We start from the raw sequence: 22888 nt of genomic DNA, 5'->3' as shown, positions 1-22888 counted from the left end.
ATGTTTGTATGGATTATCTTAATGAGTTGTATGCTATTAGTAAGCAGTATTTACTTCATTCGTATAAAAAGAAAACAACGCATGGTTAAACAACGAAATCACGCACAAATTGAAGCACGCTTTATGCAACGCAACCGATCAGCTAAAGGCGGAGCATATTAAATATAGCATTTATACAGTTTGGACGAAGCAATTGTCTGGACTGTATTTTTTATTAAAAATGGCATAGGAGATTGTATGCTTTTTATTTCTTTTCTTTTTAGTTTACATAATATAAATTATAGGAAGTTTTGTATCATTAATAAGAATACTTATAATATTGAGATATTTGAGAAAAAAGAATATAGTTGAATGAATTTTTCAACCATATTCCTTAGTTTGATTTATTTACGTGCTTGAATCAATGCCGATACAATATAATTTTCTAAATCATAATTCGGTTCCCAGTCACGTATAAATTCCTTCGATTCATCTTTTGGTTCAATTTGAATGTCTTTGAAGCCTGCATTTCGTAGCAATTCTTCATATGTCTCAATCGATATGGCTCCTGAATAACCCATTTTTTGAGCTAACTCTTCCGGTGATTGCTGCAAGTTTTCTTCTGGATTACAGCAACTTACTGTATTCGTTGTACAACAGTCATTATTTTGAGTCGCTACTTTTGCGTAATTCAAGCGAACTGCTGTACGAAGTTCATCTGATTTTTTCATTTCTTTTCCTCCTTAACAAGACGTCGGACTATAACCTTGTAATACAAGCCCCATCTGTCCATCTTCTTCCTCTGCATGAATTGTCACATCTTTTAATATAGGAATCACTTGATCTTGTATAGCAATCTCTAAACCATCTACAAGTTGAACCGTATCTTGCATAGTTGGTTCGGCAATTTCCACTTGAACATTTACACCACAACAACCTTCTGTACCATAAAAACGAAGCAATTTAGGCGCTTGTCCTTCCATAACTTGCATTAGATAATTTTTTCCTTCTATTGTTAAATTCATTATTTAACCTCTCCTTCTAGTTTCTTTAAACCTGTTTGACCGATAGGCTCCTCCATCAACCAAGGAACAACCACCATTCGTTTACTTTCTTTTTGAACTGCTTCAAGCCATTGCTGCTCCATTTGCTGTTTTTCTTTAAAAATAGGGCTTTCTGTAGCCACTGCAGTAAAGCATTGATTCATGATCCAATAATCAACTGATAATCCAGCGCGTTCTAAATCCGTTTGTAGACGTGCTGCTTCAAGTACAGGTGTCGCTTCAGGCAAACTTACAATTAACACACGCGTATAGTCTGAATCACGTAGTTTTGGTAACAACTCAGAAACAGCAGGTGGAATCTCTCCTTGTGTACGATTCACTTCTTGATGATACGCTTCAGTCGCATCTAAAAGTAATAACGTATGACCTGTAGGCGCTGTATCAATAATGATTGTTTCATGCTCATGTGCTTTCACAACTTCAGCAAATGCACGAAATACAGCAATTTCTTCTGTACAAGGAGATGCTAAATCTTCTTTCACAAGTGCTAAACCATCTTCTGTCATAGTTTCTTCAGCTTTTTCCAAAACAGCTGCTTCATATTTCACCAACTCTGCTTTTGGATCAATTCGACTCATTGTTAGATTAGGAAGTGTTTCATCTAGAGTCCAAGAAAGATGTGCTGCTGGATCTGTAGTTGTTAAATGAACCGATTGCCCTTCTTCTGCAAGACGCATAGCAATATAAGAAGCAACGGTTGTTTTACCAACACCACCCTTACCCATTGTAAAAATAATATGTGGCTTTTCTCTCGTATACGTTTGAACCAATTCTTCTAAGTTTATATACGCATCAAACGATGAAGTTTCTGTATGAGCAAATGGAATTGACTCATCACGTAACCAACACTTTAAATTCGCTTGAGATGACAACGTATATGGTACATATGGAAGTGTGTATGTTTTTAAATGACGTAGAGCATGCGGCATATGCTGAAGGGCTGCTCGTTGACGATTTGCGAAAGCATGTTCCATCACATCATCACTCACTTCTTCAAAATAGCCATTGATGATTAATTGCTGATGCTGCATACCTAACGCATCTAATTCTTGAGATGCACGTGCAGCTTCTTTTAAAGGATTCCCATCTGGACGAGTTACAAGCCATAACGTCGTTTGATTTTTATCCATTAAACGCTCTACAGCTAAACGATACATGTCTCTATGTTCATTCAAACCCTTTAAAGGACCTAAACAAGAAGTGCCTGTCGTATTTTCATCTAAAAAATGTGTCCAAGCCGATGGTAATTGCAGTAAACGTAGTGTATGCCCTGTCGGTGCTGTATCAAAAATAATATGATCGAAATCTTGAAGTAAGGTTTGATCCGTCAATAATTGAGCAAACTCATTAAATGCAGCAATCTCAACTGTACAAGCACCTGATAATTGTTCCTCCATATTTTGAATTAAAACAGGTGGGAGCTTTCCGCGATACGGTTGAATCATTTGTTCTTTATAATGAGCTGCTGCCTCTTCTGGATTAATATTTAACGCATAGAGTGTATCTGAAATATGGGTCGGCTCTCCATAAATCGTTTGTTGAAACACATCTTGCAGATTAGAAGCTGGGTCGGTACTAATTAACAGCACTTTTTTCCCTTCACGCGCCATTGAAATAGCTAATGCACATGAAACAGATGTTTTACCGACGCCACCTTTACCTGTTAAAAAGACGAAAGGGGTTGTAGGAAAATCAGCTTTTGTTAAACGTTTCACTTTGAAACATCTCCCTTAATGTTTAGACGGATTTTTGGTTTTTTCGCTAATTCTTCAGTAGGTATTCCCGTCCATTCAGAAAATTCCTCCGTAGTAGGATAGCGCCCTTTTACTGCCAGTAAACCATCTACAAGCGTAATAGGTAAACAATCCATACCTTCTTCCATAACCAATTGATTCACTTGTTGATTTTCAACAAAAACATCTGGATGATTCGTTACATTAAAGCGCTCTGCTGTAATTGTTGGTTGATTTTGTACATGATGCATAATAAATGAAATTCGCAGTAAATCTGTGTCAATCGATGGTCCACATAGACCTGTTGGACAACACATTGCTGGTTCATACATTTGAATGGCTTTCATAATCATCTAGCTCCTTTTCAACAAAATCTTGAATTCTTTTTTGGATTGCATCGCGAACTTCTTGAAAAACAGCCCACTTTTCTTCTTCTGTTCCTGTCGCTTTTGCAGGGTCTGTAAAACCCCAATGTTCACGTTTTACATGAGGTGGCGTTACAGGACATTTATCTGCTGCATCACCGCATAGCGTTACAACTAATGTTGCCTGATTAAGAATTTGTGAATCAATCACATCTGAAGTTTGCATTGTAATATCGATTTGTACCTCTTGCATGGCTTTTACAGCTTTCGGATTCAAACCATGCGCTTCAATTCCTGCGCTTTTTACAGTCCAATCAGTTGGTAGCAACTTCTTCGCAAAACCTTCTGCCATTTGACTTCGACACGAATTACCTGTACATAAAAAATAAAGAATTTTGTTCATTTTTTAAATCACCTCAAAATATAATAACTTACTTATATAATCATATTCTTATATAAAAAAGATGTCAATTTCTTTTCAACTATCTATGATATAATATTTTTTGGAAAGGATTTACATACATGAAAAAGAAATTACTTATTGGTATTTTAACAATCAGCATTGCTCTCAACTTATTCCTCCTTAGGAAATGGTATTTTTTTGAACGAGGCTATGAAGAAACAGAGAAAGAATATAAAATCTTAGGTGAAATGGTCGTTAAGACGATGGAAAGTGATGATTACAAGAAAATTGCAGAAAAAGAACAAATTTTATCTATTAACTATGGCGTAGATCGCTATAAAGGTGGCGTTTTCCCTTACTACATGTCTGTTTTTGTGAAAACAAAAGACAACAATTATATGTTTGATTGTGCAGATAAGACTTGTAAAAAGGTAGAGATAAGCGGAGAAAGCTATTCCATTTATCAAGATGAGCCTCTAGCGTTACCACTTAAAAAATAAACAGAAAAAAACCAAAACTGTGCCGAAACGCGATTTTGGTTTTTTCTTATGATTACATTATTTACTTACTTTTTTACCTAGAATAACGAGGTCTCTTTTCATACCGTCTAGTTCAGCAACTTCCGGTAAGAACGCCCATTGTTCAAAACCGAAATATTTAAATAGTTTCATACTCGGTTCATTTTGAGCAAAAATAAAGCCGAGTATGGTTTGAATGGATAAAGAAGGCGCTGCATCTAAAACGAATTGAATCGCCTTTTTACCTAAGCCATGTCCTCTGAAATCCGCATCTAAATAAATACTCACTTCCGCTGTCGCATCATAGGCTTTTCGACCATAAAAATCTTGTAAGCTAATCCAGCCACAAATCGCCCCGTCTAATTCCATCACCCATAGTGGTCGGTGATCTGCTGTATGTGCATGAAACCAAGGTGTACGATCTTCAACAGTGACTGCTTCTAAATCAGCCGTCACCATACGCCCTTCAATCGTTGAATTATAAATCGCGACAATTCGCTCTAAATCATCTAATTTTGCTATACGGAACGTTAGTGTACTCATGCTGTGTCTTTCTCCTTTAAACTGTTTTATAATCAATCGCCTGCTCCAAATGCGCTTTTACACGCGGCCAATCTTCACGTATAACCGAATAGACAACACTATTTCGAATATAACCATCTTTACAAATAATATGTTTACGCAGTACCCCTTCTTTTGTTGCTAAAAGCCCTTCAATAGCACGACAAGAACGTGTATTTCGCTCATCTGCTACGATTTGAATCCGTTCAAGACCTTCTTTTTCAAAAGCATATTGAAATAATAGATATTTACAACGCTTATTCACCGAAGTGCCAAAATATGCGGGGGTTAGCCACGTGTAACCGAGCGTTGCAGCACGATTTTTAGTATCTATTTGATAAAAACGCGTCGAGCCAATTACGCGATTCGACTGACGATCTACAATTGCATAAGTTTGCTCCGTTTTCGATTTATGTAAGGCATCTTCAATATAAGCCTCTGCATCTTTTAATGATTGAATCGTATGTGCTGTATATGTCCAAATCTCCGCATGATTTCCTGCTTCAAATAAAGCTTCTGCATCTTCCATTACAAGTGGACGTAAATAAACAACATCATCTTCTAATTGACTAAATTCCATCCCATTCGCCTTCTTTCGTTTTTCTTATTATAGCGTACCTTTTTCAAAATAAAAGAAAAAACTGTCTCCTTTTTGGAAACAGTCTGAAAATTATTGAAATAGACAAATTGAGATAGGTTTTTCTCGATGTTGTATTAAGAGTTGGTATAGCTGTGCACGATGATGAATGAGGTGTATTAGAATTTCTAGTATCCATTCTTGTTGCGTATATGTAGCGCCCCAATAACTGGTTGATTCACGCTGCTTTTCACATTCTGACATACATTCAATATGTGCGTAAAGCTGCTTCATATGATAAATAAACATCTGTTTCATTTCACAAATCGTCTCCAAACGATTGCGCTGATAAAATGCATCCATTTCCTGATGACTCGCAGAATTTGCTAACATTAAATCTGCTTTTGGTAAGTAGGTCATATGATGACACAATTCGAAAACAGAACGAATCCTCTTTGCTTCTGGTTCTTTCCATGTTTGCTCATTCACTTCATCAAATAGTTGCACAATTGTTTTTTCAATAAAATGTAATTGTTTTACTAAAGACTGCATTTTTTGAACCCCTTTGTTATGTAGGAGGGTGAAAGACCCCTCAAATAAAGCTATTAATTAGTTTTTATTGGCACGATCACGAATCATTGCTTCACGTGACGGATAAATATAACCAGGTAACTTTTTACGAATTGTATGTGTAAACGCACGTTTTGATTCGTTTTTAGCAGCAGACGGTCTTTTTTGTTGTGTCTGTTTTTCAACGACTGGTTTTACAGACATCTTTTGCGTTTTTCGAACTGTACGATGCTCTACATAGTATTGATGAATCATCGCGTCCAATTGACGTTCTTCAAATTTAAGCGATGATATCACAAGTAGTAAAGGGATACCTATTAGTGCAATAATAGAGAGAATTAGTAATATTAGCAAGTTTTTTTCACACCCTCCGACTAAATATTATAATCCATATATTCCCTATTAATTTTAGTTAAAACCTTTATTTTTGTACGATGCGGTATTGATTCACTGGTCGTCCTACCCCGCCATATTGAATATCAATGACAACTTGACGCTGCTTCTCTAAATAATCTAAATAACGTCTTGCAGTTACACGTGCTAAACCAACCCCCTGTGCCACTTCAATAGCTGTAACAGCACCTGTTTGCTCCTCAATAAATTGAATAATCTTTTGTAAAGTTGCACCATTTAATCCCTTTGGTAAAGCATCATGATAATGGTCGGTCTCTCTTGTTGGATGCAGTAATTGATCCAGTTCATCCTGATTGAGTGCTTCCTTCTTCGTAATATAAGCTTTATACGCTAAATATTGCTGAATGATTTGCTTCATACGATCAAACGTAAAAGGCTTCATAATATAATCATAAACACCTAATTGCAGCATTTTTTCAATTGTTTTCATATCATTCGCTGCAGTTACAGCAATAACATCGACAGGTAAACCTTGATCTCGAATTTGTTGCAATGTTTTAATGCCATCTTGTTCTGGCATGAAAATATCCATAAGTGCTACATCTGGCGCTAATGTTTTCAGCTGCTCTACCCCTTCAATTCCATCTTTCGCCACTCCTACAATACGAATGCCTTCGATTTGCTCTAAAAATTGGCGATTGACTTGACGTACCATTGGGTCGTCTTCAATTAATACAACATCTATCACGCGATGTTCCCCCCCTACTCCATTGTAAACGTAACTAAAATACTCGTTCCTTCATTCAACGAACTTGTAATATCAATACTACCGTTCGTTTTGTTTAAAATATCTGAAATTAAATATAAACCAATGCCATGATTGGCAGAATTCTTCGTTGTAAAACCATTATCAAAAATCTTTTGAATTTGTTCATCGGTCATACCGACACCATTATCCTCCACTAAAATCGATAATGTTTCATCATTTTGGTCAATACTAATAAAGATTTTTTTTGATGAACTACTTGTCAGTTGCAGCGCATCAAAAGCATTTTCTACAAGATTTCCAAACACCACAACAAAATCGTGGAAATCAAGTTTTTCTGGTAAGCGTTCAAGCGTACTATGCCCGTCCATCATGACATCAATACCAAGTTCCTTACCGCGATTGATCTTACTCAGTACCAAACCTGCAATATTTTGATTTTGAATGCGCTGATTTAAGAAATTCGTTGTTTTTTCCTGCGTCGTTTGCACTTCTACAATGTAATCCATCGCTTCTTGATGATGACCTAGTTGTAGAAGTCCTGAAATCGTATGTAACTTATTTTTATGCTCATGATTTTGAATGCGAAGCGCTTGCACGAACTCTTTTACGCCTGTTAACTCTTCCGCTAACTTTTTCACTTCTGTACGGTCTTGGAAAATAGCAATCGCCCCGACCGTCTCACCGTCTACTTCAATCGGCACACGATTACTTAAAATCGTATGTTGATTAATATGTAACTCTTTATTGTAAATGGGCTGATTGAAATCTAAAATCTCTGGTAAGCGTGTATCAGGTAAAATATCATAAATCTTCTTTCCAAGCAAATTCTGCTCGCCAATCCCTAAAATTTGTCGTGCTTTCGGATTGAAGATGGTCACCGTAAACTCTTTATCAATAGCGATAATTCCTTCATGCATCGCATTGAATGTCTCAATACGCTCTGTATATAATTTAGCAATCTCATACGGTTCATAATCCAACATTTGCTTCTTCACGCGACGACTTAGAATGAGCGCTCCCCATAAACCAAAGGCAGTTGACAGTGTCAGCGCAAGTGCAATCTCCCACTTCATTCCACCTAACACTTCAAGAACACTCGGTAAACGATAGCCAACGACTGTAACACCGATTTGCTGATGTTTAGTATTCATGATCGGTACAAAGGCGCGTACCATTACACCCACTTCACCTTTTGCTTTCGACGTATAATAATGCTCTGAATAGGCTGCTTCTTCGTCTGGTGTTGTCGAAACTGTGCCAAGCTTACTCGTTAAAGGATGCGACAATCGCATATGATCCATATTCATAATCACAATATAGTCTGCAGAATTGACCGTTCGTAGCTGTTCAACGGTTTGATTAATTCGACGTGCCTGTGCTTCAATAGATAAATTATTCTCGTTATGTAAGATTTCTTCAATTTCAGGTAATGTCGCGACCGTTCTCGCTACAAGCATCGACTGCTTCTGTAATTCTTTTTCTTTTGAATTGACAATACTCCCTAAAATAAAGACGCCCGCAATCAATAATGAGAAGGCAATGATGAAAAACGTAAGTGCAATCATCCCTTTATTTAAGGTCATTTTTTGTTTGAACAAACAAGCCACCTCTCTTATACTTTTTAACATTGTACCACTTCAATTATGTTAAACTAATAAAAATTAAATCAAAATGGAGGGTCGACGTTGCGTACATATATGCTATCCGCTCTATTCGTCGTTATCGCTTTACTCGGTTATATGAGCTATGAACAAGGCTTTTTCAAAAGCGAAACATTACCGTATGACGAAGAACAAGAGGGATTAAAAGATCAAATTACGATTCGTTTTTCACATGTTGTCGCAGAAGACACACCGAAGGGACAAGCTGTGTTGAAATTTGCTGAACTCGTTCAAAAGCGCTCGCATCATCGTATTCAAGTTGAAATTTCACCGAATGGTATGCTTTACAATGATGTGAATGAATTACAAGCGCTAAAAGATAATGATGTTCAGATGATTGCCCCGACTCTTTCTAAAGTAACAAAAGAAGTACCGAGTTGGGAAGTTCTAGATTTACCCTATTTATTTTCATCCACTGCTGAAGTTCAAAAAGTATTCACAAGTGATGTCGGTGAACGTCTTTTAAATGAACTCCAACATGAAAATATGAAAGCACTTGGCTTTTGGCAAAATGGCTTTAAACAGATGATTAATGAAAAAGAGATCATTCAAGATGTACAAGATTTTAAAGGGCTTCGCGTGCGCGCGATGGAGAGTGATATGCTTAAACAACAATTCGAGCAAGTGAAAGCAACGCCTGTAACCTCTTCATTTGACGAATTGTTTACAGAACTCAATAAACAAAAGATGGATGCACTTGAAAATACAATTTCAAATATCTACTCAAAAAGCCTGTATAAAAAAGAAAATCATTTAACGATTTCAAATCATGGCATTCTTGCCTATGCGGTCATTATTAATAAACAGTTTTGGCAACAACTCGAACCAGCCGATCAGCAATTGATTGAGCAGGCGTTAAAAGATGCAACAGAATGGAATATGGAGAATGCTATGCAGATGAACGATCATGACTTACAACAACTGAAGAATCTCTCCGTTGAGATACACACTTTAACACCGCAGCAACAAACAGCGTGGAAAAAAGCGTTTATGCCACTCTATCGTTCATTTGAAAATCGTAGTGATGCACATTATCTACACGAAATTCAGCAATTAATTCAGAAAAAAACAGATACCTAAACTGTATTACAACAATAGAAAAATGACCATAAAGCGTTTTCATACAAGACTGGACATCTTTGTTCAGTCTTTTAAAATGCTGTTAAATCAACGTTTTCATCCTTTTTCGCTAAAAAGAACTTTATGACCAAAAAGAACTTTATAACCGAATTATTCCTTTGTACTAAAACAGCGCTTATGATACATGTAAGCGATCACAAAATTGAATAACAAAGAGGGATGAACATGAAAAAGAAAAAGTGGTATAAGAACTTAACGGTTCAAGTAGTCATCGGGATCATCTTAGGGATCATCGTTGGTGGCGTCTTCCCAACATTCGGTCAAGATTTAAAAATCCTAGCAGACATTTTCATCAAATTAATTAAAATGTTAATCGCACCAATTATCTTCTTAACGGTTGTGATTGGTATTGGTAACATGGGGGATATGAAAAAAGTTGGTAAAATTGGGGGTAAAGCGTTAATTTACTTCGAGATTGTTTCAACAGTTGCACTTGCAATTGGTTTTATCGTGGTACATATTATCCAACCAGGTAAAGGAACAGGTATTGACGTATCGAAAATTGATACATCAGCTGTTCAAAACTTTACAGATCAAGCAGCAGCACAAGAGTCTGGCTTCGTACCATTCATTATGAACATTATTCCAGAGCATTTCGTTGGCGCAATCGCAAACGGTGATTTATTACCAATCTTAGTATGTGCGGCGCTATTCGGTCTAGCATCTGCTTCAATTGGTGAAGCAGCACAACCTGTTATGAAGGTTATGACATCTGCCTCTGAAATCTTCTTCAAAATCATCGGTATGGTCATGGTTATTTCACCATTAGCAGCATTCGGTGCAATGGCTTACACAATCGGCTCATTCGGCTTCGGTTCTTTAAAAAGCTTAGCATTATTAATGGCTTGTATCTACATTACAATGGCGCTATTCATCTTCTTAATTCTTGGCGGTATTATGAAGGGCTTCGGCTTCAATATCTTCAAATTCCTTGCTTATATCAAAGAAGAATTATTACTTGTATTAGGTACATCTTCTTCAGAAACAGCTTTACCAGGCATCATGAAGAAATTAGAAAAATTCGGTTGTTCAAAACAAGTCGTTGGTTTAGTTATTCCAACAGGTTACTCATTCAACTTAGATGGTACAGCCATCTACTTATCAATGGCTGCTATGTTTATCGCACAAGTTTACAATGTTGACCTATCGATCTGGCAACAACTAACATTATTATTAGTATTAATGGTTACATCAAAAGGTGCTGCAGGTGTTACAGGTTCAGGTTTTGTTACATTAGCTGCAACATTAGCTGCGTTCCCAATGATTCCAGTAGCAGGTATTGCCCTACTAATCGGTGTAGACCGCTTCATGTCAGAAGCGCGTGCCATCACAAACATAATTGGTAACTCAGTAGCAACAGTTGTTGTATCAAAACTAGAAAATGAATACAACCCAGAGCAACACGAAGCACTCGTGAAAGAAATTAAAGAAGAACATGCATAAGAAAAACGAAATCGCGCTATATGTGCGGTTTCGTTTTTTAATTACTTATCCTTTTCATCTGAATACATATTTAATAGGAAAGAATTGCGTCTTTTTAGTTCAACCATTACTATAGAAGGTAGTATGTTTTAAAGGAGTTTTACATAATGAAATTAACATCGCGTAAAGAGCAAGCAATCTTCTTGCAAAAGAAGGTCAAACAAGTGGGGCTTGTATCGATTGTGACATTGTTCTTTGTTGTCTTGCTACAGATTTCACGTTCATTTGCCGCAAAAGAACCGGAGTCTTTCTGGCGCTTTGGTGAACCGATCTTTATCGGCTTAGCCTCTATTTTCGCACTTCTGCTATTTGGAATTGTCGTACATCTAGCATATAAGATTTTACAAAGTAAACAAGAGATTCAAAAACGTTCGAAATCATAAAAAGAAGTGGGTTCATCGAATATAGATGAGCTCATCTTTTTATATTTAATAATTGCTGCTGCACTTTTCAATATAAAACCGATTTTTAAAACGGCAACTTTAAAATCGTATCGATTATAATCGATTATTATTTATTTATACAAATAATCGATAATTGAGTATAAATACGAAATCATAGATGCTTTCGATAATAATATCACTTAATTAACCTATTTTATTTCTATCTTATTTAATTGACTTCTATCTACAATCATCATACAATGAAGTTAGTAAGATTCTTGTCGCGAGAATCACATGTAGTACAGCACCTGGTTTGGTCACCAGGCGTTTTTTATGTATTAAATCTATAGAAAGAGCGTTGAATCCAGTTGGAATCAACGCTCTTTTTTCTTACAGCATCATACGGAAGAAACGATAAATTGTATCCACGAATCGAAATAGATCCGCTGCATATCGAAAGATGGTCAGTCCTTCTTCACGCTTTTTCTTTCGCTCAGCCTTTACTTTCTCTTGTCGCGAGTATTTAGGCATGTAGTACACCTCCTTCCGAAAAAGGAGTCAGCTGAAAATGCTGCCATTTTATTGTAGTACGAAAACGACCTTTTGGTGCTAGATTAAAATATATGTAGTATTGCCTTCAAATGTGATGTATAAGCTTTTGTTGAAAACTACTTTTTCATTAGCTGATAGTGAATCTTTAATTACAAAATTTTAAGTAGGAGGAGATCTAATGAAGTATATACTACCCAAACATACATATTACCTCGATGCGATTTCATATTTTTTCATGTTAGCTCAAATCGTCATATTGCTGTTGTATTGGAAGGGGTTAGATGAGCGAGTTCCGATTCATTTTAATTTACTAGGTAGTCCAGATGGTTACGGTTCAAAATATGTTTTATGGATATTGCCGATTGTCTCAATCTTACTGTTCGCAGGGTTGAAAAGCTTTCGATTTATTAAATTCAATCGCTATTTAGCAAAGTTTGATAAACAACTAAGTATGAACCTGTACAAACTCTATTGCTCTTGGACTTCACTCGTATCCGCTTTGACACTGTTTTTCTTTTTTATATTGCTCTATGCCTCTATACAAATTCAGCCTCTAGAGAAAATTCCATCTTATATTATTATCGTGTATTTCGGTGGATTGATTCTATCGGTGATTGTGTATGGCATAATCGAATCCTCGTATAAAAAGAAGTATATAAACTCAAAACAAAAACGAGTAGCACGCTGAACGTGTTACTCGCTTTTTAGATTCATTATGGATAGAAAACAAGTAGGATACCTATTAACAGTGCTCCCAAGACAATTGCTACATAGAAACCATATGTACCTAATAATAATTCAAGAGGTATGAAAATCAGCATTCTAAAAAAGCTCTTAGGGTTCTCTTTCACTTCCTTATAAGCCTGGTACATCATCACGCAAAAATTGACAAGGAAAAAGAGTATTAATCCATATCCGATTATAACTTCCAATGGATCACCTTCACTTTATTATACTTACCTGCGTTTGAGAGCTAAGCGTCTACTCATTTTTAAGCAATTTATTCGAGTATAACTGAATACTATATAACATAGCAGTAATCAGTAGTGAAATGACAAGAATCGCATATAAGAATGATGAAATTAAAGCTGCAAACCCTATGAATATACCACAGATGATAAGCGCACATCCACTAAATCTTTGAATTTGAGTCCATGATTTTTTATTTTGAAAGCTAGCGGCATTTCGGACACCCACTTTAGAATTATAATTGACTGTAGGTAAGAAACTGCCGATGATAATGAAAATACAGCCTACAAAGATTAAAAAGAGACGTTCTGTGTTTAACACTTCATTACGGACATTGAGTATGTAGACAATATTTAATCCAATAACGAATAAACCACCGATCATAGCAAATGCTGTATTCATTTTTTGTTTATTTTCATTTTTTCTATCGATGAGCAGCAAAGCGTAAAAAATAACGAGGACACACAATGAAATAATCATAAACATGAGAAACATGAAACTTTTATGCGCATAATCCGTTATTCCACCTGAATTAGCATGCATGATAACTTTTTCTGGTAAAGAACGATATGTACTTAACCACACAATGAGAGACATGAAAAAAGATGCAACTAATAATAATACATTTTTCAATACATTCATCCTTTCTTGCTTTAAATATCGAGGAAAGCGATTCCACTAATACGTGAAAAGGAACTACAAAGACAATATAAAAAGCACCCTCTTTTACAACGAGAAGGTGCTTTTGGTAATTTCTTTTAGCTAATTTTTAGCTAAACCTCTAATAGCAAAGCTAATCACAAGTAGTCCAATTATTAACGAAACCACTCTCAATGTATAATCAGCAACAAGTAATGCGCCCATCATTTTTTCATCGTTATAGCCATGCCCAGTAATAATCGTTGGCACAAATATAATCACGATACCTAGAATAATCGTTATAACAGTTGTTATGCTTTTCAAATTACCGCCCCTTAATAACGCTTATGTAATTCCCTTACTACAAATATTCAACATAATATTCCAAATTCCTCCTTTTAATTCTATACAGCTCATATACAATAACGTAATCTAGTTTACTGCTAAAAGTTATTAAAACCCTTTAATAATGAATTTAATCTTCTATAATTTTTAATACTATTTTAGCTGTCTCAACTGGGTTACTTATAGGAAAATAATGACCAGAAGAAATGAATTTCATTTTCCCATTGTCTGCTGGTGATTGATATTGTTTATCCTTAGTACCCCACACAATAGAAAATTGGCTATTTAATTTTTGATCTAAATTCATTTTTTTCAAAGCAGTATTTAATTGAAGTGTCGTATTTAAAATTCTAGGAGAACTTATGCTATTTTTTACTCTTTTTAAATACTTATAAGAGGCACCCTCTTGATTTATAAGAAAACCTCTTTTTAAAAAGTACGCTGATAAACGATTATACGATGTGTGTTTTAATAAATACTTACTTATTAATTTAGTAGGCTCAGATTTCAGCTTATGAATTGGTGGTTGTAACAGAATGATCTTATCTTGATTCGTGAATACACCTTCTTTAAAAGCTTTCATTAGTAATGCTGCTCCAAAAGAATGACCAACAAAGACAGATTCGTTTGGCACTATCTTTTTAATTGATTGAATCACATGCAGATATGGCGCTAAAATATCCTCATTTTTAATAAAAGGTGTTCTACCGAAGCCAGGTAAGTCGAGAATTAGTATCTCTCTACCAGTTTGTTTATTTAATTCTAAGCCTAGTTCAAATAAATCCGTTCCGTCACTAAATAAACCATGAACTAGAACAATCGGCTTTTGAGTTCCTTCTAATTGATACATTAATAGTCCCTTTATATTTTTTCTCGTAAAAGGGCTTATTTTCTCATGACCATACGTTAGACGAAAGTCAATATCAGCAATTGAGAACGGGATGTTAGATGCAGCCATCTTCTTTATTAATTCCGCATCAAAGTCCCTTTTGGTCAAATGATTATCAAATACTTGGTTTGTTAAAAAGCTAAGACTGCTTTTTGGAATACCTGTTATTTTACTTCCACCAAACTTCATTATAAATTTTAATAATCCAAAAGGTGCTGTGACAAAGGGTTTGTTCATATTCATACTTTCTGAAATAATTGACATAAGTTCTGAAATATTATGATCATGTTCTTTATCAGAAACGAGCGAGTAAGTCATTTCATTTTTTGAATCATTAAATAGTGTAGTGACGATAAATTCAGCTACAATATTTTTATTAATTAGAGGTAAGCGATAATCTTCTCCACCAGGTATAACTGGTAACGAGCCTTTTCTAATGATATCTATAAATAAACCAAAACCACCTAGTTGAGCTGTACTTCCAATCTGTTCATCGCCAATAGCTGTAGGAAGATTAATTACAGCTAAGGGTATTTCATTCTTTCTAGCTTCTTGTCGAATATAAATATCCGATAAAAACTTCATTTGTTCATATGGATGCGCATCTTTTAAGCTTGTTGGAATTTCTGTGAACACATCGATATTTTCCCATGTAGTAGAATCATCTGTAAAAGGGCTCATATAACCAACCGTATGAACTATTTTTTTCAGCCCATGTTTTTTGTGTATTTCCTTCGCAATATCCATTACATTTTTACTTCCTTCTAAAAAAGCTTTTTTAGGGGTCCCGTCAGGAAAATGCGGATTTACAACGCTAAGCACATTTTCGAGACGATTCCCCCATTTTTAACAACGTTAAGAAAATTTCAATGGTCTTAAAGAATCTAACGAGACTATTTTCTCGGAATTAAAATGGTATTCTCCTAGTAAATTAATATGTTCCCAACCTAGAGGCGATATATGGTGCAATAATTCTTCATTAAAACTACCAGACTGTTTTTGATATTCAACTGCTTTTGTTAGATGTAAGGTATTCCAGATACTGATGGCATTAATGATTATGTTTAAGGCACTGGCCCTTTGCAATTGATGCTGTATGGTTCGTTCTCTAAGCTCACCTTGTTTTCCAAAGAAAATAGCCCTTGCTAATCCATTCATGGCTTCTCCTTTATTCAATCCTCTTTGTATTTTTCTTCTTAATGATTCATCTGAAATGTAATTCAAAATAAAGATTGTTTTTTCTATTCGGCCCATCTCACGTAAGGCGGTAGCTAAGCTGTTTTGTCTTGAATAGGAACCTAGTTTCCCCATTATAAGGGAGGCTGAAACTGTTCCCTCCCTTATAGAATGAGCTAATCGCAAAACATCCTCATAATTTTCTTTAATGACCTTTTTATTTATTTGTCCACGTAAAATGGCTTCTAATTTTGGATACTCACTTGCTTTATCTATTGTAAATAATTTCGAGTCTGATAAATCTCTTATTCTTGGAGCAAATTTAAATCCTAATAAGTGGGTCAATCCGAATATTTGGTCTGTGTAACCGGCTGTGTCTGTATAATGCTCTTCTATGTTTAGATCGGTCTCATGGTGCAACAAACCATCTAAAACATGAATGGCATCCCTTGAATTAGTATGTATAATCTTTGTGTAATAAGAAGAAAATTGATCACTTGTAAATCGATAGATGGTGGTTCCCTTTCCTGTTCCGTAATGTGGGTTTGAATCTGCATGTAGTGATGAAACACCTAGCTGCATCCTCATACCATCTGACGAGGATGTTGTACCGTCTCCCCAATAGGAAGGTAATTGTAATTTGTGATGAAAATTTACTAATACGGCTTGGGCCTTATTCATTGCTTCTTCATACATGCGCCATTGAGATACATTGGCTAATTGCTTATATGTAAGTCCGGGTGTTGCTTCAGCCATTTTGCTTAAACCAATATTCATTCCCATTCCTAAAAGGGCAGCCATGATAATGATTGTTTCCTCTTTATCTGGTTTTCGATTATTGGAAGCATGGGTGAATTGCTCATGAAATCCTGTTATATGAGCAACATCCATGAGTAAATCAGTTAATTTTATTCTTGGCAACATTTGATAAAGGCTTGCACTAAACTTTTTTGCTTCTTCTGGAACATCTTTTTCTAAGCGTGCAAGTGATAGCTTTCCTTTTTCAAGAGAAACCCCGTCTAACTTGTTGGAGTTGGCAGCTAACCACTTTAACCTTTCGTTAAGGCTTCTGGATCTTTCCGTCATATAATCTTCGAATGATAAACTAACTGATAATCTCGTATTCTCCTTCGTTTGGTTCCATGTATCTTCTAAAAGTAAATATTCCTCAAAATCTCTATATTGTCTGCTACCAACAATGGAAACATCTCCTGCCCGAACATGCTCCCGAAGTTCCGTTAAAACAGCCATTTCATAGTAATGACGGTTGATTGTTGTACCATCATCCTCGTATAAATGCTTTTTCCATCGTTTTGAAATAAAATCCACCGGTGAGTTTTCAGGTACTTTTCGCTTCCCAGATTCGTTCATTCCTCGGATAATCTCTACAGCTTGTAAAAGTGGCTCATTTGCCTTTGTAGATTGAAATTCCAATACTCTTAATAACGTGGGTGTATATTTTCTAAGTGAATAGAATCGTTTTTGTAATAAGTCTAAATAATCATAATCAGCAGGACGTGCAAGCTCCTGAGCCTCTTCTACTGAACAGACAAAGGTATTCCATTCAATAACTGATTCTAAAACCTTAAAAACGTCTAGTTTTTCCTCTCTTGCTTTAATTAATGCTTGTCCGATGTTCGTAAAGTGTATAACCTTCTCATTTAGCTTTTTACCGTTTTGTACGTGTCAGTTCAACTAGTCAAAACCCTTCAAGACAATTTCAGCAGCTAAGCGAATTCGGAATGGATATTATATAAGAAGAAAAAGTTTCTGGGGCAACGAAGGAACGTGAGCAACTTCAAAAAATGTTAGAGGACTTACAAGATGGTGACACCATTTATGTTACAGATTTAACTCGAATTACTCGTAGTACACAAGATTTATTTGAATTGATCGATTACATACGAAGGAAAAAAGCCAGCTTAAAATCACTTAAGGATACATGGCTAGATTTATCAGAGGATAATCCATACAGCCAATTCTTAATTACAGTAATGGCTGGTGTTAACCAGTTAGATAGAGATCTTATCCGTATGCGTCAACGTGAAGGGATTGAGCTGGCTAAGAAAGAAGGAAAGTTTAAAGGTCGGATAAAGAAATATCATAAAAATCATGCGGGAATGAATTATGCAGTAAAGCTATATAAAGAAGGAAATATGACTGTAAATCAAATTTGTGAAATTACAAATGTGTCTAGGGCTTCATTATATAGAAAGCTATCGGAAGAGAACAAATAGTTCAGTCCTATTCCATTAATTGGCCAGATAATGTTATGTACTTAAAGTCTTATGCAGTTTGGTTATTTTGTTATTAGAATTGGGTACTCCAATTCTTTTTTTATGAATTTTTTTACTCATTCAAACAAACACTTGAATGAATTATTAAAAATGGTTATACTATATTCAAATAAACACTTGAATGAATTATTAAAAATGGTTATACTATATTCAAATAAACACTTGAATGATATTGGGGTGAGAATGTGATTAAGAAAGATACTTGTGAAATTTATTATTATGACGAAGAAAAGGTCAATCGAATACAAGGTAATTTACAGACAGTAGATATTTCTAGTGTTGCCCAAATGTTAAAAGCTATTGCAGATGAAAATAGAGCAAAAATTACCTATGCTTTATGTCAAGATGACGAACTGTGTGTGTGTGATATAGCAAATATTATAGGTGGTACGGTTGCAAATGCCTCTCATCACCTGCGAACGCTCCATAAGCAAGGGATTGTTAAGTTTCGAAAAGAGGGAAAACTTGCATTTTATTCATTAGATGATGAGCATATCAGACAAATTATGATGATTGCATTGGCACATAAGAAAGAGGTGAAGATCAATGTCTAGTGGGAAAGCAAAACTGTCTGAAGAAGAAATGAAAGCCTATCGTGTTCAAGGATTTACTTGTACTAACTGTGCAGCCATTTTTGAAAATAATGTTAAAGAACTTCCCGGTGTTCAGGATGCGAAAGTAAATTTCGGAGCATCTAAAGTTTATGTTAAAGGGACGACAACCATTGAAGAATTAGAAAAAGCAGGAGCATTTGAAAATTTAAAAATTCGAGATGAAAAAGAACAAAGGGTAGAACGAGAACCTTTTTGGAAGCAGAAAGAAAACATTAAGGTATATATATCAGCTCTTTTACTTGTAGTTAGCTGGTTCTTAGGAGAGCAGTATGGTGAAGAGCATGTTCTACCGACAATTGGTTATGCAGCGTCCATTTTAATCGGTGGATATTCGTTATTCATTAAAGGTCTCAAAAATCTAAGCAGATTAAATTTCGATATGAATACGCTTATGACTATTGCAATTATAGGAGCTGCAATCATTGGTGAATGGGGTGAAGGGGCAACCGTTGTTATCCTATTTGCGATTAGTGAAGCATTAGAGCGTTATTCAATGGATAAAGCACGTCAATCTATTGAATCTTTAATGGATATTGCCCCAAAAGAAGCGTTAATTCGACGAGGCAATGAAGAAATGATGATTCATGTTGATGATATTCAAGTTGGAGACATCATGATTGTTAAGCCCGGTCAAAAGTTAGCAATGGATGGAATAGTGGTTAAAGGTACATCGACATTAAATCAGGCTGCGATTACAGGTGAAAGTGTTCCAGTAACGAAAACCACAAATGATGAAGTATTTGCAGGAACCTTGAATGAAGAAGGGTTACTTGAGGTTAAAGTAACAAAACGAGTTGAAGATACTACTCTTTCAAAAATCATTCACTTGGTAGAAGAAGCCCAAGCAGAACGGGCCCCTTCTCAAGCGTTTGTCGATAAATTTGCAAAATACTATACACCAGCTATTGTCATACTAGCTCTTTTAATTGCGGTAGTTCCACCATTATTTGGCGGAGACTGGAGCCAATGGATTTATCAAGGCTTAGCTGTATTAGTGGTTGGTTGTCCTTGTGCCTTAGTAGTCTCAACTCCAGTTGCTGTGGTTACAGCAATAGGAAATGCAGCGAAAAATGGTGTATTAATTAAAGGTGGTATCCATTTAGAAGAAGCAGGACACTTAAAAGCGATAGCCTTTGATAAAACAGGAACATTAACCAAAGGGATTCCTGCTGTAACAGACATTGTGACATATGGTAGAAATGAAAATGAATTAATGACCATAACAGCAGCCATTGAAAAAGGATCACAGCACCCTCTTGCTTCAGCGATTATGCGAAAAGCAGAAGAAAATGGATTAAAATTCAACGAAGTAACAGTAGAGGATTTTCAATCCATTACAGGTAAAGGCGTTAAAGCCAAAATAAATAATGAAATGTATTATGTGGGAAGTCCAAATCTTTTTGAGGAATTACACGGAAGCATTTCAAGCGATAAAAAAGAAAAAATTGCCGATATGCAAACTCAAGGTAAAACGGTGATGGTGTTAGGAACAGAAAAAGAAATTCTTTCGTTTATTGCCGTAGCCGATGAAATGAGGGAATCGTCTAAAGAAGTTATCGGCAAGTTGAACAATATGGGAATCGAAACAGTGATGCTAACAGGCGATAACCAAAGAACGGCAACAGCCATCGGAAAACAAGTTGGTGTTTCGGATATTAAAGCTGACTTACTTCCAGAAGATAAGCTTAATTTTATTAAAGAACTTCGAGAAAAACATCAAAGTGTGGGGATGGTCGGAGATGGCGTGAATGATGCTCCAGCCCTTGCGGCATCTACCGTTGGTGTAGCAATGGGTGGTGCTGGAACTGATACAGCTTTAGAAACGGCTGACATCGCCTTAATGTCAGATGATTTAAGTAAGTTACCTTACACGATTAAATTAAGTCGTAAGGCTCTAATCATAATTAAACAAAATATTACCTTCTCTTTGGCGATTAAATTAGTGGCATTACTTTTGGTCATGCCCGGTTGGTTAACGCTTTGGATAGCGATATTTGCTGATATGGGAGCAACTTTACTTGTAACATTAAACAGTTTACGCTTATTGAAAATCAAAGAATAGGTTCTAAAATGGGCGTCAACTATCGGGTGCGATCATTGAAAACAATGTTATGCTTCAAAAGGGATATTAACAGGAAATATACAACTAAAGGACGCTTTAACTGAGCAACGAAAAAAGCCAAATTTCTCAATTGATGTTGAGAAATTTGGCTTTTTAGTATGGGAATTTCCTTAGCGTTGTAAATCCGCATTTTCCTGACGCTACCCCTATTTTTAAAAACTTTTTTAATTCCTGCTACTACAGCATCGCCCACTGTTTTCGTTAAACGTAAGCCGTTCTCATCGTATGTATACGATGAGATAATTTGATCATTCTAATAGTTGAAAATCTAACTGACTCTTTAATACATTCCTTTTTTCTTTCAAAATTGATTCGTTTTTAAAAACCATGCGAATCGTTAAAGAATCTGTCACAATAAATGCCCACTCATAATCTACTAAAAATAATAATGGGACACCTCTAATTGCCATTTTGAAAAGCATAATCAACTCCTGAAAATTTTCAATTTTTGCACCGCGATAATCTTCATGGAATTCCATTGGAGTAGCAATAACCCCTTGGTTTTTCAAATAATTTATATACTTTTTATAATCTTTTTGCATCCATTTTTTAACCGAATACAAATACCAATTTTTCTCAAAATAAGGCGTAACAATCATATTTTTTTAGTAAATACACTATTTTCAACATTTTTTAACCAATTAAAAAATGTATTTTCTATTTCTAACCACTCAGTTACCTTTAAATTTCGTTCGGCATTTCTATTTTGAACAGCTTCAATGCCAAAACTTTCATAAAATTCCGGAAAATTTAGTTTTTCTAATAATTTTTCAGGCATAGCTAAATTAAATTGATACTGCTTTTTCCCCTCATCTTCCCAATCATAAAAATCATAATGTTTAAGTATATCTAATAATTCTAAAAAAGTAATTTTTTCCATAAATCCCCCTTTTTCGTCGCAATTGGTTCGCATCATTATACGTGAAAGTCGCTTTCTCACCATTCACTTCGGATGCTGTATGATTCCCCACTGCGTCATAATCATACGTGTTGACCGTACCATCTGGTAAGGTTTCTTTTGTTAATTGATCATTGGCATCATAACCAAAGCTGCTTACTTGACCATTTACATCGGCTTGTACGATATTTCCATTTTTCGTATAGTCATAGGCGATTTTAAATGGCTGTTGTGCTTTTGTTGTATACGTTAGTGAACCAAGTAAATTCGCATCGTTCATTTGCGTCACTTGTTTCCATAAATCAGTATTGAGTGTTAAGGTATTTTGATTTTCTACGAATTCTATAAATAGAGAAGACCCCCCAACACGTAAAAATATTGGGGGTCCTGCGACTTAAATTATAGCCTATTATCAGAACTGTTTTGGTGACTGGCACTTAATCTATTATTTGAAATCATATCATTGTAATATATCCTTTCAACTCCTACTACATACCTTGCATTCTTAGCTTTAGAAACAAGTTTTATTTGATAAGATGGTCCATGTTTAAAATCCAATTCGAAAGATAATAACAAATCCCTAAGAAAATAGGTAAAACATAGATTTTTGTTGTTTCCATTAATCTACTTGACATTACCATAGAGTAAAAAATGCAAACAATAGATAAAATGATTGTACTAATGCTTATATTATTTTTATCCCAAGTAGCCTGCAAGTAGTGGGCAGAAAAAATAAAAATAAAAATAAAAAGTTTTAAATATTTCATTATATATGACTCCTTTTATGTTAACCTAACCTTTTTTTGGCAACGTAGGAGCCATAAGTAT

27 protein-coding genes and 2 pseudogenes are annotated in these 22888 nt (G+C 35.3%); 9 read left to right on the top strand and 20 right to left on the bottom strand.

Annotated elements, in window-relative coordinates; all coding sequences use genetic code 11:
- A complete protein-coding gene (locus MHB75_RS05265) occupies window positions 1-162 on the top strand; it encodes a hypothetical protein (RefSeq protein WP_156422351.1) in 162 nt (53 codons plus the stop codon).
- A gap of 221 nt (window positions 163-383) precedes the next feature.
- Here the strand turns inward: MHB75_RS05265 and MHB75_RS05260 are convergent, their stop codons facing one another.
- Genes MHB75_RS05260 through arsC form a run of 5 tightly spaced genes read right to left on the bottom strand, consistent with a single transcriptional unit; the run spans window position 384 to window position 3544 of the window.
- Window positions 384-710 carry a hypothetical protein gene (locus MHB75_RS05260; protein WP_340996290.1) on the bottom strand — a complete coding sequence of 109 codons (327 nt, stop codon included), beginning with the start codon at window positions 708-710 and terminating at the stop codon, window positions 384-386.
- A gap of 12 nt (window positions 711-722) precedes the next feature.
- On the bottom strand, window positions 723-1004 hold the full coding sequence (locus tag MHB75_RS05255) for a Fe-S cluster assembly protein HesB (protein ID WP_068453408.1): 282 nt from the start codon (window positions 1002-1004) through the stop codon (window positions 723-725).
- On the bottom strand, window positions 1004-2758 hold the full coding sequence (gene arsA, locus MHB75_RS05250) for an arsenical pump-driving ATPase (protein WP_340996288.1): 1755 nt from the start codon (window positions 2756-2758) through the stop codon (window positions 1004-1006). The genes MHB75_RS05255 and arsA overlap by 1 nt, the downstream gene beginning before the upstream one ends.
- A complete protein-coding gene (gene arsD, locus MHB75_RS05245; protein ID WP_068453412.1) occupies window positions 2755-3123 on the bottom strand; it encodes an arsenite efflux transporter metallochaperone ArsD in 369 nt (122 codons plus the stop codon). Before arsD ends, arsA begins: the two co-directional genes overlap by 4 nt.
- Entirely contained in the window at window positions 3101-3544 is a 444-nt protein-coding gene (gene arsC, locus MHB75_RS05240) for an arsenate reductase (thioredoxin) (RefSeq protein WP_340996286.1), read from the bottom strand. The genes arsD and arsC overlap by 23 nt, the downstream gene beginning before the upstream one ends.
- A 119-nt stretch (window positions 3545-3663) precedes the next feature.
- Between arsC and MHB75_RS05235 the strand changes: the two genes are divergently transcribed.
- Entirely contained in the window at window positions 3664-4044 is a 381-nt protein-coding gene (locus MHB75_RS05235) for a hypothetical protein (protein ID WP_340996285.1), read from the top strand.
- Window positions 4045-4101: 57 nt separating this feature from the next.
- Here the strand turns inward: MHB75_RS05235 and MHB75_RS05230 are convergent, their stop codons facing one another.
- The 6 genes from MHB75_RS05230 to MHB75_RS05205 all read right to left on the bottom strand — a co-directional run bounded on the left by MHB75_RS05230 (window position 4102) and on the right by MHB75_RS05205 (window position 8476).
- A complete protein-coding gene (locus MHB75_RS05230) occupies window positions 4102-4605 on the bottom strand; it encodes a GNAT family N-acetyltransferase (RefSeq protein ID WP_340996283.1) in 504 nt (167 codons plus the stop codon).
- 16 nt (window positions 4606-4621) lie between these two features.
- Window positions 4622-5203: a GNAT family N-acetyltransferase gene (locus tag MHB75_RS05225; protein WP_340996281.1), complete on the bottom strand. Its 582-nt coding sequence runs from the start codon at window positions 5201-5203 to the stop codon at window positions 4622-4624.
- Window positions 5204-5293: 90 nt separating this feature from the next.
- Complete coding sequence (locus MHB75_RS05220; protein WP_340996279.1) at window positions 5294-5752, bottom strand: hypothetical protein; 459 nt, start codon at window positions 5750-5752, stop codon at window positions 5294-5296.
- A gap of 57 nt (window positions 5753-5809) precedes the next feature.
- The gene (locus tag MHB75_RS05215) at window positions 5810-6124 is read right to left on the bottom strand and encodes a hypothetical protein (protein WP_340996277.1); all 315 of its coding nucleotides are present in this window, start codon (window positions 6122-6124) and stop codon (window positions 5810-5812) included.
- A gap of 67 nt (window positions 6125-6191) precedes the next feature.
- Window positions 6192-6872 carry a response regulator gene (locus MHB75_RS05210; RefSeq protein ID WP_340996275.1) on the bottom strand — a complete coding sequence of 227 codons (681 nt, stop codon included), beginning with the start codon at window positions 6870-6872 and terminating at the stop codon, window positions 6192-6194.
- 14 nt (window positions 6873-6886) lie between these two features.
- Entirely contained in the window at window positions 6887-8476 is a 1590-nt protein-coding gene (locus MHB75_RS05205) for a sensor histidine kinase (protein WP_340998575.1), read from the bottom strand.
- A 102-nt stretch (window positions 8477-8578) separates the two neighbouring features.
- On the opposite strand from MHB75_RS05205, the gene MHB75_RS05200 reads away from it, so the two are divergent.
- The 3 genes from MHB75_RS05200 (at window position 8579) to MHB75_RS05190 (ending at window position 11559) form a co-directional block, all read left to right on the top strand.
- Window positions 8579-9634, top strand: coding sequence for a DctP family TRAP transporter solute-binding subunit (locus MHB75_RS05200; protein ID WP_087680763.1), 1056 nt, complete (start codon window positions 8579-8581; stop codon window positions 9632-9634).
- A gap of 225 nt (window positions 9635-9859) precedes the next feature.
- Window positions 9860-11137, top strand: a complete 1278-nt coding sequence (gene dctA / locus MHB75_RS05195) for a C4-dicarboxylate transporter DctA (RefSeq protein WP_141274010.1) — start codon at window positions 9860-9862, stop codon at window positions 11135-11137.
- Window positions 11138-11283: 146 nt separating this feature from the next.
- On the top strand, window positions 11284-11559 hold the full coding sequence (locus tag MHB75_RS05190) for a hypothetical protein (RefSeq protein WP_068453433.1): 276 nt from the start codon (window positions 11284-11286) through the stop codon (window positions 11557-11559).
- 390 nt (window positions 11560-11949) lie between these two features.
- On the opposite strand, the gene MHB75_RS05185 is transcribed toward MHB75_RS05190, so the two are convergent.
- Window positions 11950-12090 (bottom strand): hypothetical protein, encoded by a 141-nt coding sequence (locus MHB75_RS05185; protein WP_156422352.1) that lies wholly within the window; start codon window positions 12088-12090, stop codon window positions 11950-11952.
- A 199-nt stretch (window positions 12091-12289) separates the two neighbouring features.
- Between MHB75_RS05185 and MHB75_RS05180 the strand changes: the two genes are divergently transcribed.
- Window positions 12290-12799, top strand: a complete 510-nt coding sequence (locus MHB75_RS05180) for a DUF1648 domain-containing protein (protein ID WP_340996266.1) — start codon at window positions 12290-12292, stop codon at window positions 12797-12799.
- A gap of 293 nt (window positions 12800-13092) precedes the next feature.
- Here MHB75_RS05180 and MHB75_RS05175 read toward each other — a convergent pair whose 3' ends face one another.
- The 4 genes and pseudogenes from MHB75_RS05175 to MHB75_RS05160 all read right to left on the bottom strand — a co-directional run.
- The gene (locus tag MHB75_RS05175; RefSeq protein WP_340996265.1) at window positions 13093-13713 is read right to left on the bottom strand and encodes an SdpI family protein; all 621 of its coding nucleotides are present in this window, start codon (window positions 13711-13713) and stop codon (window positions 13093-13095) included.
- A 129-nt stretch (window positions 13714-13842) separates the two neighbouring features.
- On the bottom strand, window positions 13843-14043 hold the full coding sequence (locus MHB75_RS05170) for a hypothetical protein (RefSeq protein WP_068453441.1): 201 nt from the start codon (window positions 14041-14043) through the stop codon (window positions 13843-13845).
- Between the two features lie 151 nt (window positions 14044-14194).
- Window positions 14195-15775 (bottom strand): alpha/beta fold hydrolase, encoded by a 1581-nt coding sequence (locus MHB75_RS05165; protein WP_340996264.1) that lies wholly within the window; start codon window positions 15773-15775, stop codon window positions 14195-14197.
- Between the two features lie 33 nt (window positions 15776-15808).
- Window positions 15809-17809, bottom strand: a pseudogene (locus MHB75_RS05160) (Tn3 family transposase); the annotation flags it as partial.
- On the opposite strand from MHB75_RS05160, the pseudogene MHB75_RS05155 reads away from it, so the two are divergent.
- The 3 genes and pseudogenes from MHB75_RS05155 to MHB75_RS05145 form a co-directional block, all read left to right on the top strand.
- Window positions 17806-18366, top strand: a pseudogene (locus MHB75_RS05155) (recombinase family protein); the annotation flags it as partial. The pseudogenes MHB75_RS05160 and MHB75_RS05155 sit on opposite strands and share 4 nt — an antisense overlap.
- 245 nt (window positions 18367-18611) lie before the next feature.
- Entirely contained in the window at window positions 18612-18980 is a 369-nt protein-coding gene (locus MHB75_RS05150) for an ArsR/SmtB family transcription factor (protein ID WP_340996262.1), read from the top strand.
- Window positions 18973-21102, top strand: a complete 2130-nt coding sequence (locus tag MHB75_RS05145) for a heavy metal translocating P-type ATPase (protein WP_340996260.1) — start codon at window positions 18973-18975, stop codon at window positions 21100-21102. The genes MHB75_RS05150 and MHB75_RS05145 overlap by 8 nt, the downstream gene beginning before the upstream one ends.
- Window positions 21103-21410: 308 nt before the next feature.
- On the opposite strand, the gene MHB75_RS05140 is transcribed toward MHB75_RS05145, so the two are convergent.
- From MHB75_RS05140 to MHB75_RS05125, 4 genes are all read right to left on the bottom strand, one after another.
- Entirely contained in the window at window positions 21411-21761 is a 351-nt protein-coding gene (locus tag MHB75_RS05140) for a hypothetical protein (protein ID WP_340996258.1), read from the bottom strand.
- Window positions 21758-22042, bottom strand: coding sequence for a hypothetical protein (locus tag MHB75_RS05135; RefSeq protein WP_340996256.1), 285 nt, complete (start codon window positions 22040-22042; stop codon window positions 21758-21760). Before MHB75_RS05135 ends, MHB75_RS05140 begins: the two co-directional genes overlap by 4 nt.
- Window positions 22002-22349 carry a hypothetical protein gene (locus MHB75_RS05130; RefSeq protein WP_445666996.1) on the bottom strand — a complete coding sequence of 116 codons (348 nt, stop codon included), beginning with the start codon at window positions 22347-22349 and terminating at the stop codon, window positions 22002-22004. The genes MHB75_RS05135 and MHB75_RS05130 overlap by 41 nt, the downstream gene beginning before the upstream one ends.
- Before the next feature lie 235 nt (window positions 22350-22584).
- Window positions 22585-22827: a hypothetical protein gene (locus MHB75_RS05125; protein ID WP_340996253.1), complete on the bottom strand. Its 243-nt coding sequence runs from the start codon at window positions 22825-22827 to the stop codon at window positions 22585-22587.
- Window positions 22828-22888: the final 61 nt, after the last annotated feature.

Origin of the sequence: Kurthia sp. FSL E2-0154 (assembly GCF_038003625.1) — a bacterium.
GTDB classification, from domain to species: Bacteria; Bacillota; Bacilli; order Bacillales_A; family Planococcaceae; genus Kurthia; species Kurthia gibsonii.
The sequence above is the reverse complement of the archived record's forward strand: the minus strand, read 5'-3'. Positions and strand labels throughout refer to the sequence as shown.

Coding starts and splice junctions, on each gene's coding strand:
- MHB75_RS05230 (WP_340996283.1), bottom strand. CDS start 4,605: ATGAGTACACTAACGTTCCGTATAGCAAAATTAGATGATTTAGAGCGA.
- MHB75_RS05265 (WP_156422351.1), top strand. CDS start 1: ATGTTTGTATGGATTATCTTAATGAGTTGTATGCTATTAGTAAGCAGT.
- MHB75_RS05185 (WP_156422352.1), bottom strand. CDS start 12,090: ATGCCTAAATACTCGCGACAAGAGAAAGTAAAGGCTGAGCGAAAGAAA.
- arsD (WP_068453412.1), bottom strand. CDS start 3,123: ATGAAAGCCATTCAAATGTATGAACCAGCAATGTGTTGTCCAACAGGT.
- MHB75_RS05190 (WP_068453433.1), top strand. CDS start 11,284: ATGAAATTAACATCGCGTAAAGAGCAAGCAATCTTCTTGCAAAAGAAG.
- MHB75_RS05235 (WP_340996285.1), top strand. CDS start 3,664: ATGAAAAAGAAATTACTTATTGGTATTTTAACAATCAGCATTGCTCTC.
- dctA (WP_141274010.1), top strand. CDS start 9,860: ATGAAAAAGAAAAAGTGGTATAAGAACTTAACGGTTCAAGTAGTCATC.
- MHB75_RS05220 (WP_340996279.1), bottom strand. CDS start 5,752: ATGCAGTCTTTAGTAAAACAATTACATTTTATTGAAAAAACAATTGTG.
- MHB75_RS05205 (WP_340998575.1), bottom strand. CDS start 8,476: ATGACCTTAAATAAAGGGATGATTGCACTTACGTTTTTCATCATTGCC.
- MHB75_RS05255 (WP_068453408.1), bottom strand. CDS start 1,004: ATGAATTTAACAATAGAAGGAAAAAATTATCTAATGCAAGTTATGGAA.
- MHB75_RS05135 (WP_340996256.1), bottom strand. CDS start 22,042: ATGGAAAAAATTACTTTTTTAGAATTATTAGATATACTTAAACATTAT.
- MHB75_RS05180 (WP_340996266.1), top strand. CDS start 12,290: ATGAAGTATATACTACCCAAACATACATATTACCTCGATGCGATTTCA.
- arsC (WP_340996286.1), bottom strand. CDS start 3,544: ATGAACAAAATTCTTTATTTTTTATGTACAGGTAATTCGTGTCGAAGT.
- MHB75_RS05125 (WP_340996253.1), bottom strand. CDS start 22,827: ATGAAATATTTAAAACTTTTTATTTTTATTTTTATTTTTTCTGCCCAC.
- MHB75_RS05140 (WP_340996258.1), bottom strand. CDS start 21,761: ATGATTGTTACGCCTTATTTTGAGAAAAATTGGTATTTGTATTCGGTT.
- MHB75_RS05260 (WP_340996290.1), bottom strand. CDS start 710: ATGAAAAAATCAGATGAACTTCGTACAGCAGTTCGCTTGAATTACGCA.
- MHB75_RS05145 (WP_340996260.1), top strand. CDS start 18,973: ATGTCTAGTGGGAAAGCAAAACTGTCTGAAGAAGAAATGAAAGCCTAT.
- MHB75_RS05225 (WP_340996281.1), bottom strand. CDS start 5,203: ATGGAATTTAGTCAATTAGAAGATGATGTTGTTTATTTACGTCCACTT.